Annotated in this window: 15 protein-coding genes and 1 tRNA gene; 12 read left to right on the forward strand and 4 right to left on the reverse strand. The window is 72.4% G+C overall.

What is annotated here, in order from left to right; translation table 11 throughout:
* Positions 1-40: 40 nt before the first annotated feature.
* A complete protein-coding gene (locus tag ACIRSU_RS21850; RefSeq protein WP_403794556.1) occupies positions 41-652 on the reverse strand; it encodes an ATP-binding protein in 612 nt (203 codons plus the stop codon).
* 129 nt (positions 653-781) lie between these two features.
* A complete protein-coding gene (locus ACIRSU_RS21855) occupies positions 782-1,606 on the reverse strand; it encodes a glycerophosphodiester phosphodiesterase (protein ID WP_403794558.1) in 825 nt (274 codons plus the stop codon).
* A 149-nt stretch (positions 1,607-1,755) separates the two neighbouring features.
* On the opposite strand from ACIRSU_RS21855, the gene ACIRSU_RS21860 reads away from it, so the two are divergent.
* The gene (locus ACIRSU_RS21860; protein ID WP_403794561.1) at positions 1,756-3,228 is read left to right on the forward strand and encodes a S1C family serine protease; all 1,473 of its coding nucleotides are present in this window, start codon (positions 1,756-1,758) and stop codon (positions 3,226-3,228) included.
* 59 nt (positions 3,229-3,287) lie between these two features.
* Positions 3,288-3,372: transfer RNA gene (locus ACIRSU_RS21865), tRNA-Ser, on the forward strand.
* A gap of 88 nt (positions 3,373-3,460) precedes the next feature.
* On the opposite strand, the gene ACIRSU_RS21870 is transcribed toward ACIRSU_RS21865, so the two are convergent.
* Both ACIRSU_RS21870 and ACIRSU_RS21875 read right to left on the reverse strand, forming a co-directional pair.
* Positions 3,461-3,835, reverse strand: coding sequence for a hypothetical protein (locus tag ACIRSU_RS21870; RefSeq protein WP_403794564.1), 375 nt, complete (start codon positions 3,833-3,835; stop codon positions 3,461-3,463).
* 85 nt (positions 3,836-3,920) lie between these two features.
* Positions 3,921-4,307 (reverse strand): aegerolysin family protein, encoded by a 387-nt coding sequence (locus tag ACIRSU_RS21875; RefSeq protein WP_403794567.1) that lies wholly within the window; start codon positions 4,305-4,307, stop codon positions 3,921-3,923.
* A 177-nt stretch (positions 4,308-4,484) separates the two neighbouring features.
* On the opposite strand from ACIRSU_RS21875, the gene ACIRSU_RS21880 reads away from it, so the two are divergent.
* From ACIRSU_RS21880 to ACIRSU_RS21925, 10 genes are all read left to right on the forward strand, one after another.
* Positions 4,485-4,616 (forward strand): hypothetical protein, encoded by a 132-nt coding sequence (locus ACIRSU_RS21880; RefSeq protein WP_403794570.1) that lies wholly within the window; start codon positions 4,485-4,487, stop codon positions 4,614-4,616.
* 365 nt (positions 4,617-4,981) lie between these two features.
* Positions 4,982-5,290 (forward strand): hypothetical protein, encoded by a 309-nt coding sequence (locus ACIRSU_RS21885; protein ID WP_403794573.1) that lies wholly within the window; start codon positions 4,982-4,984, stop codon positions 5,288-5,290.
* A 178-nt stretch (positions 5,291-5,468) separates the two neighbouring features.
* Positions 5,469-6,641 (forward strand): acyl-CoA dehydrogenase family protein, encoded by a 1,173-nt coding sequence (locus ACIRSU_RS21890; protein ID WP_403794576.1) that lies wholly within the window; start codon positions 5,469-5,471, stop codon positions 6,639-6,641.
* Positions 6,638-7,636, forward strand: a complete 999-nt coding sequence (locus ACIRSU_RS21895; RefSeq protein ID WP_403794579.1) for a bifunctional MaoC family dehydratase N-terminal/OB-fold nucleic acid binding domain-containing protein — start codon at positions 6,638-6,640, stop codon at positions 7,634-7,636. The genes ACIRSU_RS21890 and ACIRSU_RS21895 overlap by 4 nt, the downstream gene beginning before the upstream one ends.
* Before the next feature lies 1 nt (position 7,637).
* Entirely contained in the window at positions 7,638-8,645 is a 1,008-nt protein-coding gene (locus tag ACIRSU_RS21900; protein ID WP_403794582.1) for an acyl-CoA dehydrogenase family protein, read from the forward strand.
* Complete coding sequence (locus ACIRSU_RS21905; RefSeq protein ID WP_403794585.1) at positions 8,642-9,130, forward strand: MaoC family dehydratase; 489 nt, start codon at positions 8,642-8,644, stop codon at positions 9,128-9,130. The genes ACIRSU_RS21900 and ACIRSU_RS21905 overlap by 4 nt, the downstream gene beginning before the upstream one ends.
* On the forward strand, positions 9,127-10,293 hold the full coding sequence (locus tag ACIRSU_RS21910; RefSeq protein ID WP_403794588.1) for a lipid-transfer protein: 1,167 nt from the start codon (positions 9,127-9,129) through the stop codon (positions 10,291-10,293). Before ACIRSU_RS21905 ends, ACIRSU_RS21910 begins: the two co-directional genes overlap by 4 nt.
* Positions 10,294-10,603: 310 nt before the next feature.
* Positions 10,604-11,419 carry a DUF1906 domain-containing protein gene (locus tag ACIRSU_RS21915; RefSeq protein ID WP_403794950.1) on the forward strand — a complete coding sequence of 272 codons (816 nt, stop codon included), beginning with the start codon at positions 10,604-10,606 and terminating at the stop codon, positions 11,417-11,419.
* A gap of 219 nt (positions 11,420-11,638) precedes the next feature.
* Positions 11,639-12,172 (forward strand): SigE family RNA polymerase sigma factor, encoded by a 534-nt coding sequence (locus tag ACIRSU_RS21920; protein ID WP_403794953.1) that lies wholly within the window; start codon positions 11,639-11,641, stop codon positions 12,170-12,172.
* A gap of 176 nt (positions 12,173-12,348) precedes the next feature.
* Positions 12,349-14,004 carry a long-chain fatty acid--CoA ligase gene (locus ACIRSU_RS21925; RefSeq protein ID WP_403794591.1) on the forward strand — a complete coding sequence of 552 codons (1,656 nt, stop codon included), beginning with the start codon at positions 12,349-12,351 and terminating at the stop codon, positions 14,002-14,004.
* The last annotated feature ends 99 nt before the right edge of the window (positions 14,005-14,103 follow it).

Below are 14,103 nucleotides of genomic sequence, written 5' to 3' on the forward strand. Positions count from 1 at the left end.
GACTGCGGCTCCCGAAGGCGCCCCGCCGGCGCCCCCGTCGTCAGTCCAGGTCGTCGTACGCGTCCAGGAAGCCCAGACCGGTGCCGCCGCCGACCCGTGTCGCGAAGTCCTCGCGGCGGTGGCCCTCGCCCTCGGTGACGAGGGCCCAGACGGTGACCTCGCCCGTCGCGCTGTCGCGGACGCCCCAGTCCTGGGCGAGCGCGCTGATGATGTTCAGCCCGCGGCCGCCGCGGGCGGTGACCGACGGGGTGGCCGGAACCGGGCGGGTCGGGCCGCCGCCGTCCGTCACCTCGACCATGAGGCCGCCGCGTCTGTCGACGCTCCAGGCGGCCCGTACGTCACCGTCGCCCACGTCCGCGCCGGGGCCCAGCGGTCTGCCGTGCCGACAGGCATTGCTCAGCAGTTCGGAAAGGATCAGCACCGCGTCGTCGACGACCGATTCGGACATCCCGTTGCGGATCAGCTGCTCCCGCATCCGGTGTCGCGCCTCACCCACGCCCGCAGGACCATGAGGTACGGCCATGCTCGACGACGTGGGCACCTCCTGTGCCACCACCAACGCCACCCCCGAGACCTCCTTTGCCCCACGCCACGAGGTGAATGCCCCAATGGCCTGGACCGGAAACCGGCCAGTACCCCTCCGGTGACGCACTCGTGACGATCGCGTACGTTCCGAACGCGCCGGTGCACACCCCGCACCCGTGTGACAGCCGGGGCAGAAGGGGCTCAAGTGGCCGCGCCGGGGGGCTCAAGCGGCCGCGCCGGCACCGCTTTTACGTGCCTATGCGCGGCCGAGCTGTGCGAGGACCTGCTTCGGCCGGTTCGTGATGATGGCGTCGATTCCGAGCCGTACGCACAGCTCCACGTCCTCCGGATCGTCCACGGTCCACACGTGGACCCGGTGGCCGGCCTTCTGGAGCCGCAGGATCACGGTCGGGTTGTGCCGCACGATCCGGATCGAGGGCCCGGCGATCCGCGCGCCCGCCGGCAGCCCGCCGGAGCGCAGCCGGGGCGTGACGAACTGGGAGAGCGAGACCGTCGGCAGCGTCGGCGAGGCCGCGGCGACGCGGTGCAGCGAACGCGCCGAGAAGCTCATGACGCGGACCGGCGACTCCTCGGGCGCGGCCGGCTTGGCGAGCCCGAAGCGGTCGAGCAGCTGGAGCAGCTTCTCCTCCACCTGTCCGGCCCAGCGGGTGGGGTGCTTGGTCTCGATGGCCAGGTCGATCCGCCGGCCGGCGTCGGAGACCAGCTCCAGGAGCCGTTCGAGGGTGAGGACGGAGGTGGCCTCCGGGTCGCCCCAGTCGGGGACCTCGCCGGACTCGTCGCGCCCCTTCCACGTACCGAAGTCGAGTGCGGCGAGATCGGCGAGCTCGAGGGCGGAGACGGCGCCGCGGCCGTTGGAGGTGCGGTTGACGCGCCGGTCGTGGACGAGGACGAGATGGCCGTCGGCGGTGAGCCGGACGTCGCACTCCAGGGCGTCGGCCCCGTCCTCGATGGCCTTCACGTAGGCGGCCAGGGTGTGCTCGGGAGCGTCTTCGGAGGCGCCGCGGTGGGCGACCACCTGGACGGGGAGCGGGCGGCTCGGCGGCTGGGGTGCGTGGGTCACCGCGTCATGGTACGGCTGTCCGGTTTGCCCCCAAGTAAACAATCGGGTGCAGACGCACAGCTCCGGCTTACAGTGGCCTGACGTGCTGTGGGAAAAGCTGACCGCAGCACGATTGACGACCTGACCGCGCAGTGTACGAGGAGAGAGCTGTGAGCACCGAGAACGAGGGCACGGCGGTTCCGGCGGACCAGACTGCCCCGTCCGCCCCCGCGACTCCTCCCGCCCCGCCCACCCCGCCCGCCACGCCTCCGGCGGAGCAGCCGACCGAGCCGCTCGCCAAGCAGCCCGCCACGCCTCCGGCGGAGCAGCCTGCCGAGCCGCCCACCGAGCCGGTGACGGCGGTCCAGGAGCCGGTGACGGCCCCGAGCCCCACCCCGGCGGCGGCCCCGGCCCCGGCACCGGCCTCCTCCCCGGCCGCCGCCGGTGGCTGGCCGCCCGCCCCGCCCGTGACGCCGGCCTGGGGAGTGCCCCAGCCGGCCGCCGCTCCCCAGCCCCCGCGCAGGCGGACCGGCGGCCTGGTGGCCGCGGTCCTCGTCGCGGCCCTGGTCGCCGGCGGTGTCGGCGGCGGCATCGGCTACTGGGCGGCGTCCCAGCGCGACGGCGACTCCACGAGCTCGACGACGGTCTCGTCCGGCGAGGCCCCCTCCTCCTTCAAGCGCGACCCGGGCACGGTCGCCGCGGTCGCCGCCAAGGCGCTGCCGAGCGTCGTCACCATCCAGGCGAAGTCCGGCGGCATCGACGGCGAGGGCGGCACGGGCACCGGCTTCGTCTACGACAAGGAAGGCCACATCGTCACCAACAACCACGTGGTGGCCTCCGCGGCGGACGGCGGCACGCTCTCCGCCACCTTCTCCAACGGCAAGACGTACGACGCCGAGGTCGTCGGCCGCGCGCAGGGCTACGACGTGGCCGTGATCAAGCTGAAGAACGCGCCGTCCGACCTGACCCCGCTGCCGCTCGGCGACTCGGAGAAGGTCGCGGTGGGCGACTCGACGATCGCGATCGGCGCGCCCTTCGGTCTGTCGAACACGGTCACCACCGGCATCATCAGCGCCAAGAACCGCCCGGTGGCCTCCGGCGACGGCTCCGGCGGCAAGAACTCGTACATGAGCGCGCTGCAGACCGACGCCTCGATCAACCCGGGCAACTCCGGCGGCCCGCTGCTCGACGCGAGCGGCGCGGTGATCGGCATCAACTCGGCGATCCAGTCGGCGGGCAGCGGCTACGGCCAGTCCCAGGCGGGCTCGATCGGCCTCGGCTTCGCCATCCCGGTCAACCAGGCCAAGAACGTGGCCGAGCAGCTGATCAAGACGGGCAAGCCGGTCTACCCGGTCATCGGCGCCACGGTGAACATGCAGGAGAAGGGCGAGGGCGCCACCATCGCCGACCAGGGCACCGGCGGCACCGCCGCCGTCACCCCGAACGGCCCGGCCGCCAAGGCCGGCCTCAAGCCCGGCGACACCATCACCGCCTTCGACGACCGCCAGATCGACAGCGGCCCGACCCTCATCAGCGAGATCTGGACCCACAAGCCCGGCGACACCGTCAAGATCACCTATGTCCGCGCCGGTAAGACCGCGACCGCCACGGTCACCCTCGGCGAACGCACGGGCGACAGCTGACCGCGTCCGCCAGCCGGTAGGCTGTAGCCGCTCGGCCGCCGGTCGGCGCGGAGAGCAAGGGTGGGTTGCCCGAGCGGCCTAAGGGAACGGTCTTGAAAACCGTCGTGGCGAGAGTCACCGTGGGTTCAAATCCCACACCCACCGCTTGCAGGTCAGAGAAGTAGCACGTCAGAGGGCGGGCCCTGGATTCCGGGGCCCGCCCTCCGCGTTCACTCCGTCTTGCCCTGCCTCGTCAGCGGTCGTCGTGGACCGTCAGCAGCACGGACTCCTCGGCCGCGTTTCCGATCCAGCCCGCCACGTTGACGGTGATCCGAGAGTCGGCCGACTCGACTTTCAGGTCGTTGGAGCCGTCCCAGGTGACGTCCCAGTGGATCCTGATCCTGGCCTGAAGGTCGTCGTCCAGCCGGTAGACGACGTAACCTTCCGTGCTCCCGGTCCCCGGACTCCGGGAGACACCGGCCAGGGCGAGCGTCTCGGCCTGATCGGGCAGCTCGCGCAGCGGGTGGCTGTCGGACTCCCACGCTCCCCAGAGCAGCTCGTCCTCCTGGAGTTTCAGGACGACGCCGGTGCGGTTGTCGACGGCGCAGCGGAAGGACAGCCGATCCATCCCCGTCCTCTCGGATCGATCCAGCGGACTACGGGAAGCGTATGGCGGTCCGCGGGTGAAGAGGCGGACCGCCACCGAGTGCCGCCTAGTTGCGGTCGTCGTGGACCGTCAGGGTGATGGCCTCACCGGCTCCCTCGCCGACGTAGCCCTTGACGTTGACGGAGATGTCCGCATCGGACGGCTCCACCTTCACCGTGTTGTGCTTGCTGCCGAAGGGGACGTCCCAGTAGACCTTGAAGGTGGCCTGCGAGTCGTCTCCCAGCTGGTAGATGACGTACCCCTCCGTGCCGCCCGACGAGCCCTTGCGGCCGCTGCTGTGGAACGCGGGCAGCTCCTTCCCCGCCGGGATGTCGATCGGCGGGAAGTTGCCGACGTCCTCCCACTTTCCCCAGTACAGCTCGTACTTCACCACCTTCAAGGTGACCTTGGTGCGGTTGTTGATGGTGCACGCGATGAACATCTGTTCGGACATCTTCCGTCCTTTCTGTTCGAGGGATCCGGCCACGTTTCGTGGGTTCCCCAAGTCAAGATCCGGAGCCGCGCCCGTCACCGCAGACTCGCCGCCGCCGGGACCGGCGCACGGGGCGTCTCGGCTCACAAAGCTCGGCTCGTGCGGGCCGTTCTGCGCCGGGCACGCTCCTCCCTTGGGGTGAGGAACCGGCGATGTCACTCGATCCTCGACATCTTCAAGGTCATCGGGCCGGACGAGGAGCCGGACTACGGCACGGTCAAGCAGGTCACCGAGGAGGAGGCCTACTTCCGGGGTTTCTCCGGCGACTGAGACGCGGGCGCCTGTCGTGCACGTGTTCGATCGGGGCGGGAGAGGTGGGGGCGACCTGAGGGACGAGAGGCGAAAGCGGGGAAACCCGGCGAAACGCTTCGCCTCTTGCGGCGCCCGGCCTCCCCGCCTCGCGCCCTGTCGCGACACGCCCGACCTGCGGCTTTCTTGACGGCAAGAGGGTTTATCGACTTGTCCTCACGCTTGAGGGGGAATCGGGCACTCCGGGGTGGTTCGCCGGGGATTCGGTGGGCAACTCTGGTCTCGCGACGTCGAGCACAACGACCGAGGCAGTCGGCCAACTGCCCGGATCCTGAAGGTAGTTCAGCGCCTCAGCTATAGAGCTTCAGTTCCTGGAGGAACAAGACATGGCAAGCATCCGTACCGCCCGCGTTCTCGCCGCTGCCGCCGCCCTGCCCCTCGCCGCCGTGCTCTTCACGGGGGTGGCCCAGGCCGACAACGGAGGATTCGCGGACAACGGATCGAACACCAGCGTCGCCACCATCCTCGGCAGCGGCGTGGGCGGCAGCAACCTCGGCAACTCGACCACCACGCAGCAGGTCGCGACCGGCTCCGGCGCCTCCAACCAGAACACCACGGCGAGCGTGAACGGCTCCGCGTTCACGCGCATCGACCAGGACAACGCGGTGGTCAACTTCTATCCGCTGTGGTGGTGACCGGCCCGACGGGGGGAGATGGCGGCGAGGTGAACGACGGCCCGTGCGACGGTACTTCGGTACCGGCGTGCGGGCCGTTCCCGTGTTCCCCGTTCGCGCCCGGCATCCGTGACCTTGACAGGGCTCCATTATCTGACGGACAGTCAGAAAACCTGAGTTCTGACGAGAGGGCCACACCGTGCACCTCGCTCCGACCGAACGCCGGCTGCGGCTGCGCGCCGAGCTCCGCGCGTACTTCCGCGACCTGATGCCCGACGGCCCCCCGCCCCCCGCCGACACCGCCGCCCAGCGCGCGCTGCTGCGCCGCATCGGCGCCGACGGCATGCTGGGCATCGGCTGGCCCGAGGAGTACGGCGGCCAGGGCCGCGGGCCCGACGAGCAGTTCGTGTTCTTCGACGAGGCCTACCGCGCCGGCGCCCCCGTCTCCATGGTCACGCTCAACACCGTCGGCCCGACCCTGATGAAGTACGGCACCGACGAGCAGAAGGCCCGCTTCCTCCCCGGCATCCTGCGCGGCGAGACCGTCTTCGCGATCGGTTACAGCGAGCCCGAGGCCGGGACCGACCTCGCCTCGCTCAGGACCAGGGCCGTCAGGGACCAGGACGACTGGCTGGTCGACGGGCAGAAGATCTTCACCTCCAACGCCCACAACGCCGACTGGATCTGGCTCGCCTGCCGCACCGACCCCGACCCCGCGACCCCCCGCCACCACGGCATCTCCATCGTCCTCGTGCCCACCGACGCGCCCGGCTTCTCCTGGACCCCGATCGAGACCGTCGGCGGCCTGATGACCACGGCCACCTACTACGACTCCGTCCGCGTCCCCGCCGGCAACCTCGTCGGCCCCGAGAACGGCGGCTGGGGCCTCATCACCAACCAGCTCAACCACGAGCGGGTCGCGCTCGCCGCCATCGGCATGCAGGCCGAGGACTTCTACGAGGCCGCCCTCGCCGCCGCCCGTACCCCCGACCCGGCCACCGGGCGGCGCCGGATCGACGAGCCCTGGGTGCGCATCCGGGCCGCCGAGGCGCACGCCCGGCTCGCCGCGACCCGGCTGCTCAACTGGCGCCTGGTCGGGGACGTGGGCGCGGGGCGGCTCGCGCCGGGGGACGCCAGCGGGGTGAAGTTCGCCGGTACGGAGTCGGCCGTCGAGGTCTACCGCATCTGCCAGGAGATCGCGGGCCCCGCCGGACTCGTCCGCACCGGCTCGCCCGGCGTCTTCGACGGCGGCGAACTGGAGCGGATGAACCGGGCCGCCCAGATCAACACCTTCGGCGGCGGCGTGAGCGAGGTGCAGCGCGAGCTCGTCGCGACGATGCGGCTCGGGATGAAGGGGAGGGGGCGGCGATGAACCCCGAGGCGGAAGATTCCCTGTACGAGCGGCTCAAGGCGTACGAAGGGCGGACCACCTCCGCCGCGTCCGTCGGCAGGGACCCGGTCAACGCGCCCATGATCCGGCACTGGTGCGAGGCCATGGGCGACACCAACCCGGCGTACGAGGGTTCCGACGCCATCGCGCCGCCCACGATGCTCCAGGCGTGGACCATGGGCGGACTGTCCGGCCACCCCACCGACGGCACCGGCCGGTCCGGCGCGTACGAGGAGCTGTCGGCCCTCCTCGACGGCGCCGGCTGCACCTCGATCGTCGCCACCGACTGCGAGCAGGAGTACCTCCGCCCCCTGCGCCCCGGCGACACGATCACCTTCGACGCCGTCATCGAGTCGGTCTCGCCCCGCAAGACCACCAGGCTCGGCACCGGCCACTTCATCACCACCCGCATGGACATCCGCGCCGACGGCGAACTCGCCGGCACCCACCGCTTCCGCGTCCTCAAGTACGCGCCGGCCGCCAAGACCACGAAGGTCACGGAGGATGCCAAGGGCACGGAGGACACCAAGACCACGAAGGATCCGAAGCCGAGGCGGCCCCGGCCCGTCGTCAACCGCGACAACGCCGGCTTCTGGGCGGGAGTCGCCGAGCACCGCCTGCTCATCCAGCGCTGCGCCGACTGCGCGACCCTCCGCTTCCCCTGGCTGCCCGGCTGCAACGCCTGCGGCTCGCTCGCCTGGGACACCGTCGAGGCGGGCGGCGACGGCACCGTCTACTCGTACGTCGTCATGCACCACCCGCCCTTCCCGGCCTTCACTGTGTCCGATCATGCCGCTGACGCGGCGGGCCCGTACGCCGTCGCGCTCGTCGAGCTCGCCGAGGGCGTCCGGATGATCAGCAACGTCGTCGGCGTCCCGTACGACAAGGTCCGCATCGGCATGCCGGTCCGGCTGGAGTTCCTGCGCGTGGACGAGGAGCTCGAACTGCCCGTGTTCCGCGCCGGGTCGGAGGGCTGACATGGACTTCGATCCCACCGAGGAGCAGCAGGCCGCCCGGGACCTCGCCGCCCGGATCTTCGGCGACCTCGCCACCCACGAGCGGCTCGCCGCCGCCGGCACCGGCACGGACGCCGAGCTGTGGAAGGCGCTGTGCGCGGCCGGTCTCGTCGAGGCCGTCGAGGAGACCGGGCTGCTCGGCCTGGTGCTGCTCGCCGAGGAGCAGGGGCGCACGACGGCGCAGGTGCCGTTCACGGCGAGCGCGGTGTACGGGCTGCTCGCCGTCGCCCGGCACGGTACGGAGGAGCAGCGCGCCCGGCTGCTGCCGGGCCTTCGGGCCGGTACGACCGTCGTGACCGGCGCGTTCCCCCAGAGCCCCCAGAGTCCCCGGGCCCCCTGGGTGCCCTGGCTGCGGGACGCCACCCACGTCCTCGTGCCGGACGAGGGGAAGACCCTCCACCTCGTCCCCGTCACCGGCGACGCCGTCGAACCCGTCGAGCTCACCGCGCCCTGGTCCGCCGGCCGGGCCGTCCTCGACCCGGCGTCCGGGGAGCGGATCGGCGGCCCCGGGCCGGAGGCGTACGAGGACGTGCTCGCCGCCGCCCGGATCGCCTTCGCCGGGCTCCAGGCGGGCGTCTGCGCCGGCTCGCTGGCGCGCGCGGTCGCGTACACCTCCGTCCGCGAGCAGTTCGGCCGCCCGCTCTCCTCGAACCAGGCGGTCCAACTCCGCGCCGCCGACGCCTACATGGACACGGAGTCCATCCGGGTCACCGCCTACGAGGCGGCCTGGCGGTACGACCAGGAGCTGTCCGTCGCCGAGCACGCCCTGACGGCCGCCTGGTGGGCCTCGGAGGCCGGCAAGCGGGTCGTGCACGCCGGGCAGCACCTGCACGGCGGCCTGGGTGCCGACCTCGACCACCCGGTGCACCGGCACTTCCTCTGGGGCCGGCAGCTCGACGCGTATCTGGGCTGCGGCACCGAACTCCTCGCCGAACTGGGCGACCTGCTCGCACAGGGAGAGACGCGATGACACCTGGAGACGCGACGCTGCCGGCCGGGGACGCAACGGCGCCCGGAGAGGCAAGGGCACCCGGAGGCCCGCTGGCGCCCGGCGACTCGCCGGCGCCCGGAGACGAGCTGCCGCCGCTCACCGTCCCCGTCACCCGCACCCTGATCGTCGCCGGCGCCATCGCCTCCCGCGACTACCAGGACGTCCATCACGACGCCGAGCTGGCGCGGGCCAAGGGCTCCCCCGACATCTTCATGAACATCCTCACCACCAACGGCCTGGTCGGCCGCTACATCACCGACCACTTCGGCCCCCGCGCCGTCCTGCGCAAGGTCGCCATCCGCCTCGGCGCCCCCAACTACCCCGGAGACACGATGACGTTGACCGGCACCGTCACACAGGTCGCCACGGCTTCCGACGGCGACACGGTCCAGATCAAGGTCGTCGGGGCCAACAGCCTCGGCCACCACGTCACCGGCACGGTCACGGTGGAGGTCCCCCGGTGAGCCTCCGCTCCCCCGACGCGCTCGGCGGCCGCGCCGCCATCGCCGGCATCGGCGCCACCGAGTTCTCCAAGGACTCCGGCCGCAGCGAGCTGACCCTCGCCGTGGAGGCCGTGCACGCGGCCCTCGACGACGCCGGGCTCCGGCCCGCCGACGTGGACGGCCTGGTCACCTTCACCATGGACACCAGCCCGGAGATCACCGTCGCCCAGGCCGCCGGCATCGGCGAGCTGTCCTTCTTCTCGCGCGTCCACTACGGCGGCGGCGCCGCCTGCGCCACCGTCCAGCAGGCCGCCCTCGCCGTCGCCGCCGGCGTCGCCGAGGTCGTCGTCTGCTACCGGGCGTTCAACGAGCGCTCGGGCCGCCGCTTCGGCTCCGGCGTGGAGCGGCGCGAGCCCTCCGCCGAGGGCGCGGCGCTCGGCTGGCAGCTGCCGTTCGGGCTGCTCACCCCCGCCTCCTGGGTCGCCATGACCGCCCAGCGCTACCTCCACACGTACGGGCTCACGCCGGACGCCTTCGGCCATGTCGCCGTGACCGACCGCCGCCACGCCGCGACCAACCCGGCCGCGTACTTCTTCGGCAAGCCGATCACCCTCGCCGACCACGCCGCCTCCCGCTGGATCGCCGAGCCGCTGCGGCTGCTCGACTGCTGCCAGGAGACGGACGGCGGCCAGGCGATCGTCGTCACGTCCACCGAGCGCGCCCGCGACCTCGCGCGCCCGCCCGCCGTGATCGTGTCGGCCGCCCAGGGCGCGGGCCGCAACCAGGAGGCGATGACCAGCTTCTACCGGGACGAGCTGACCGGGCTGCCCGAGATGGGCGTGGTGGCCCGCCAGCTGTGGCGCGGCTCGGGGCTCGCGCCCGGCGACATCGACGTCGGCATCCTCTACGACCACTTCACCCCCTTCGTCCTCATGCAGCTGGAGGAGTTCGGCTTCTGCGGGCCGGGCGAGGCGGCCGACTTCGTCGCGGCGGACGCGCTGCCTCTGAACACCCACGGCGGTCAGCTCGGCGAGGCGTACCTGCACGGCATGAACGGGATCGCGGAGGCGGTACGGCAGCTGCGCGGCACCTCCGTGAACCAGGTGCCGGGCGCCGCGCGGGCACTGGTGACGGCCGGCACCGGGGTTCCCACGTCCGGGTTGATCCTGGGCACGGACGGCTGAGGCGACGGCCTGAGCGGTGGCCGGTCGCGGCGGAGGGCTCTTCACTCACGCCATGAGCCCCTTGAGTCCTTGGAGTCGCTTGAGTCGCTTGAGTCGCCTGAGCCGCTTGAGTCGCTCGACCGCGGTGACCGACGTGACCGACGTGACTGCCCTGACCGCCGTGAAGAGCGCCCCGCCGGGCCACCTGCGCCGGCCGGGTCACCTGCGCCGGCCCGGCCACGGGCGTCCGCCCGGTCACCGGCGCCCGCCGGGCCGGCGGCGCCCGCCCGTCCGTGCCGCGCTCGCCACTGCCGCCGCGCTCGCCGTCGTCGTGCTCGCCGCCCTCCTCACCGCCCCGGCCCCCGCCCATGGCATCCCGGCGCCGCCCCGGGCGCCCGTCGCCCCGGCCCCCGCGCCCGCCGTCCGTCTCTTCTCCGGCAGCGCCTTCGACACCTGCGAGGCGCCGTCCACCGCCGTGATGCGGGCCTGGCGGGCCTCGCCGTACCGGGCCGTCGGGGTGTACTTCGGCGGCCGCGGCCGGGGCTGCCCCGCCCAGCGTGAACTCAGCCGGGGCTGGGTCGACACCGTCCACGCGCTCGGCTACCGGCTCCTGCCGCTGTTCGTCGGCTCGCAGGCGCCGTGCGTGAACTCCGCGGCCAAGCGGAAGTACGCGATCGGGCGCACGCCCTGGCGGCAGGGCACCCAGGAGGCCGGCGACGCGGTGAACGCCGCCAGGGCCCTCGGCATCGACCGGGCGAGCCCGCTCTACCTGGACATCGAGGCGTACCGCCCGGGCGACGCCGCCTGCCTCGCGACCACCCTCCGCTTCGTCCGGGCGTGGGACCGCGAGGTGCGCCGGCTCGGCTACGTACCCGGCTTCTACAGCAGCGCCGACACCGGCGTCCGCGACATGGAGCGGCAGCGGGTGGCGGGCGTGGCGGACCTGCCGTCGGTGATGTGGTTCGCGCGCTGGCGCGGCGGACCCGCGCTCGACACGGAGAGCGTGCTGAGCCCTTCGGCCTGGCAGCCGCACGCGCGGATCCACCAGTACGCGGGCAACGTCACCGAGACGTACGGCGGCAGGCGGATGACGATCGACCGCAGCGTCGTCGACGCCCCGGTAGCCCGCATCATCCCGCAACTCTGAACCGCCCCGGCCCACGCCCCCCGCCCCCGACCCCCGCTCGGCGCGCGCCCCTGATGCCGGGGCCCTGACGTCGTGACCCTGACTCGGATCCGGTCCGGCTCCTTCCAGAGGAGGTGAGGCGGCCCCCACCCCTACAACCTGAGGGGGAGTGCGGTTCGGGACCTGCGGGCGATCCCCGGGACGCCCGCCCGCTCCTAGCGTGGAGGCATGACTCCGCCACTGTCTGGCCCCGTCTGCGCCGGCGCCTCCACGGCCGCGTTCCCGTCGTTCACGTCGTACGTACGGGCCCGCGGCCCCGTCCTCCTGCGCACGGCGCGCTCCCTGACCGCGAACCCGGCCGACGCCGAGGACCTGCTCCAGACGGCGCTCACCAAGACCTTCATGGCCTGGGAGCGCATCGAGGACCACCGCGCCCTGGACGGCTACGTCCGCCGCGCGCTGCTGAACACGCGTACCTCGCAGTGGCGCAAGCGCAAGGTCGACGAGTACGCGTACGGCGACGAGCTGCCGGAGCCGGCCGGGCTGCCGGAGGGCGATCCGGCGGAGCGGCAGGTGCTGCACGACGCGATGTGGCGCGCCGTGATGAAGCTTCCGGACCGCCAGCGGGCGATGGTCGTCCTCAGGTACTACGAGGACCTGAGCGAGGCGCAGACCGCCGAGGTGCTCGGGGTGTCCGTGGGCACGGTCAAGAGCGCCGTCTCGCGGGCGCTCGGCAAACTGCGCGAGGACCCGGAGCTGGCCCCGGTGCGGTGACCTGCTCCGTCCCCCTTACGGGAGAACCCTTGAGTTCACCGCGTTACCCTCAGTTACGCCAGTAATCACTGGCAAATTGCCTACTCCCGGGTAGTGACATACCGCGAGGTACGTGAGCAGAATCGGCAGCACCCCAGTTCATTACTGCCGCGTAGCGCGCCCACCGGGAGGACGCCGTGCTGAGCACGATGCAGGACGTACCGCTGACCGTGACCCGCATCCTGAATCACGGGATGAGGATTCACGGGAAGTCCGTCATCACCACCTGGACGGGAGAGCCCGAGCCGCAGCGCCGCACCTTCGCGGAGGCGGGCGCGCGCGCCGGACAGCTGGCGAACGCCCTGCGCGACGAACTCGGGGTCGCCGAGGGCGAGCGGGTCGCCACCCTCATGTGGAACAACGCCGAGCACGTCGAGGCGTACTTCGCCATCCCCGCCATGGGCGCGGTCGTCCACACCCTCAACCTGCGCCTGCCCGCAGAGCAGTTGGCCTACATCGTCAACCACGCCGCCGACCGCGTGGTCATCGTCAACGGCTCGCTGCTGCCGCTGCTCGCCCCGCTGCTGCCGCACCTTCCGACCGTCGAGCACGTCGTCGTCACGGGCCCCGGCGAACGCTCCCTCCTCGACGGGGTGACGCCGCGCGTCCACGACTACGAGGAGCTGATCGCCGGCCGCCCGACCACGTACGCCTGGCCGGAGCTGGACGAGCGCGCCGCGGCCGCCCTGTGCTACACCTCCGGCACCACCGGCGACCCGAAGGGCGTCGTCTACTCCCACCGCTCCATCTACCTGCACTCCATGCAGGTCAACATGACGGAGTCGATGGGCCTGAGCGCCAAGGACACCTCGCTCATCGTCGTCCCGCAGTTCCACGTGCTCGCCTGGGGACTGCCGCACGCGAGCTTCATGTCGGGCGTCAACATGCTGATGCCGGACCGCTTCCTCCAGCCGGCCCCGCTCGCCGAGATGATCGAGCGCGTGAAGCCGACCCAGGCGGCCGCCGTCCCCACCATCTGGCAGGGGCTGCTCGCCGAGGTCACCGCCCGGCCGCGCGACATCAGCTCGATGGCCGACGTCATCATCGGCGGCGCCGCCTGTCCGCCCTCCCTCATGGAGGCGTACGACAAGCTGGGCGTCCGCCTCGTCCACGCCTGGGGCATGACGGAGACCTCTCCGCTCGGCACCGTGGCCCACCCGCCGGCCGACGCCACCACCCCGGAGGCGGCGTGGGCCTATCGCGTCACGCAGGGCCGCTTCCCGGCCGGCGTCGAGGCCCGTCTGATCGGCGCCGGCGGCGACGTCCTGCCCTGGGACGGCGAGTCCGCGGGCGAGCTGGAGGTCCGCGGCAACTGGATCGCCGCCGCCTACTACGGCGGCGCGAACGGCGAACCGTTCCGCCCCGAGGACAAGTTCAGCGCGGACGGCTGGCTGAAGACCGGCGACGTCGGCGTCATCAGCGCCGACGGCTACCTCACCCTCACCGACCGCGCCAAGGACGTCATCAAGTCGGGCGGCGAGTGGATCTCCTCCGTCGACCTGGAGAACGCCCTCATGGGCCACCCGGCCGTCGCCGAGGCCGCCGTCGTCGCCGTCCCGGACGAGAAGTGGGGCGAGCGGCCGCTCGCGACCGTCGTCCTCAAGGAGGGCGCGAGCGCGGACTACGAGGAGCTGCGGGCCTTCCTCGCCGCCGAGGGCGGCATCGCGAAGTGGCAGCTGCCGGAGCGCTGGACGGTCGTGCCGAGCGTTCCGAAGACGAGCGTCGGGAAGTTCGACAAGAAGGTGATCCGCAAGCAGTACGCGGACGGCGAGCTGGACGTCACGCGGCTCTGACGCGCAGCTCCGCGCGCCGCGCAGCTCTGACGCGACGCGCCGCGCAGCTCTGACGCCCCGCTCTGACACCCCGCTCCGACGCGCCGCGTGACCGGCACC

The sequence above is a fragment of the Streptomyces sp. NPDC101160 genome (genome assembly GCF_044768205.1).
Lineage (GTDB): Bacteria > Actinomycetota > Actinomycetes > Streptomycetales > Streptomycetaceae > Streptomyces.

Bases quoted from the DNA above. Each gene is read 5' to 3' on its own strand.
- ACIRSU_RS21870 (WP_403794564.1), bottom strand. From the start codon at position 3,835: ATGGATCGGCTGTCCTTCCGCTGCGCCGTCGACAACCGCACCGGCGTC.
- ACIRSU_RS21875 (WP_403794567.1), bottom strand. From the start codon at position 4,307: ATGTCCGAACAGATGTTCATCGCGTGCACCATCAACAACCGCACCAAG.
- ACIRSU_RS21885 (WP_403794573.1), top strand. From the start codon at position 4,982: ATGGCAAGCATCCGTACCGCCCGCGTTCTCGCCGCTGCCGCCGCCCTG.
- ACIRSU_RS21895 (WP_403794579.1), top strand. From the start codon at position 6,638: ATGAACCCCGAGGCGGAAGATTCCCTGTACGAGCGGCTCAAGGCGTAC.
- ACIRSU_RS21900 (WP_403794582.1), top strand. From the start codon at position 7,638: ATGGACTTCGATCCCACCGAGGAGCAGCAGGCCGCCCGGGACCTCGCC.
- ACIRSU_RS21905 (WP_403794585.1), top strand. From the start codon at position 8,642: ATGACACCTGGAGACGCGACGCTGCCGGCCGGGGACGCAACGGCGCCC.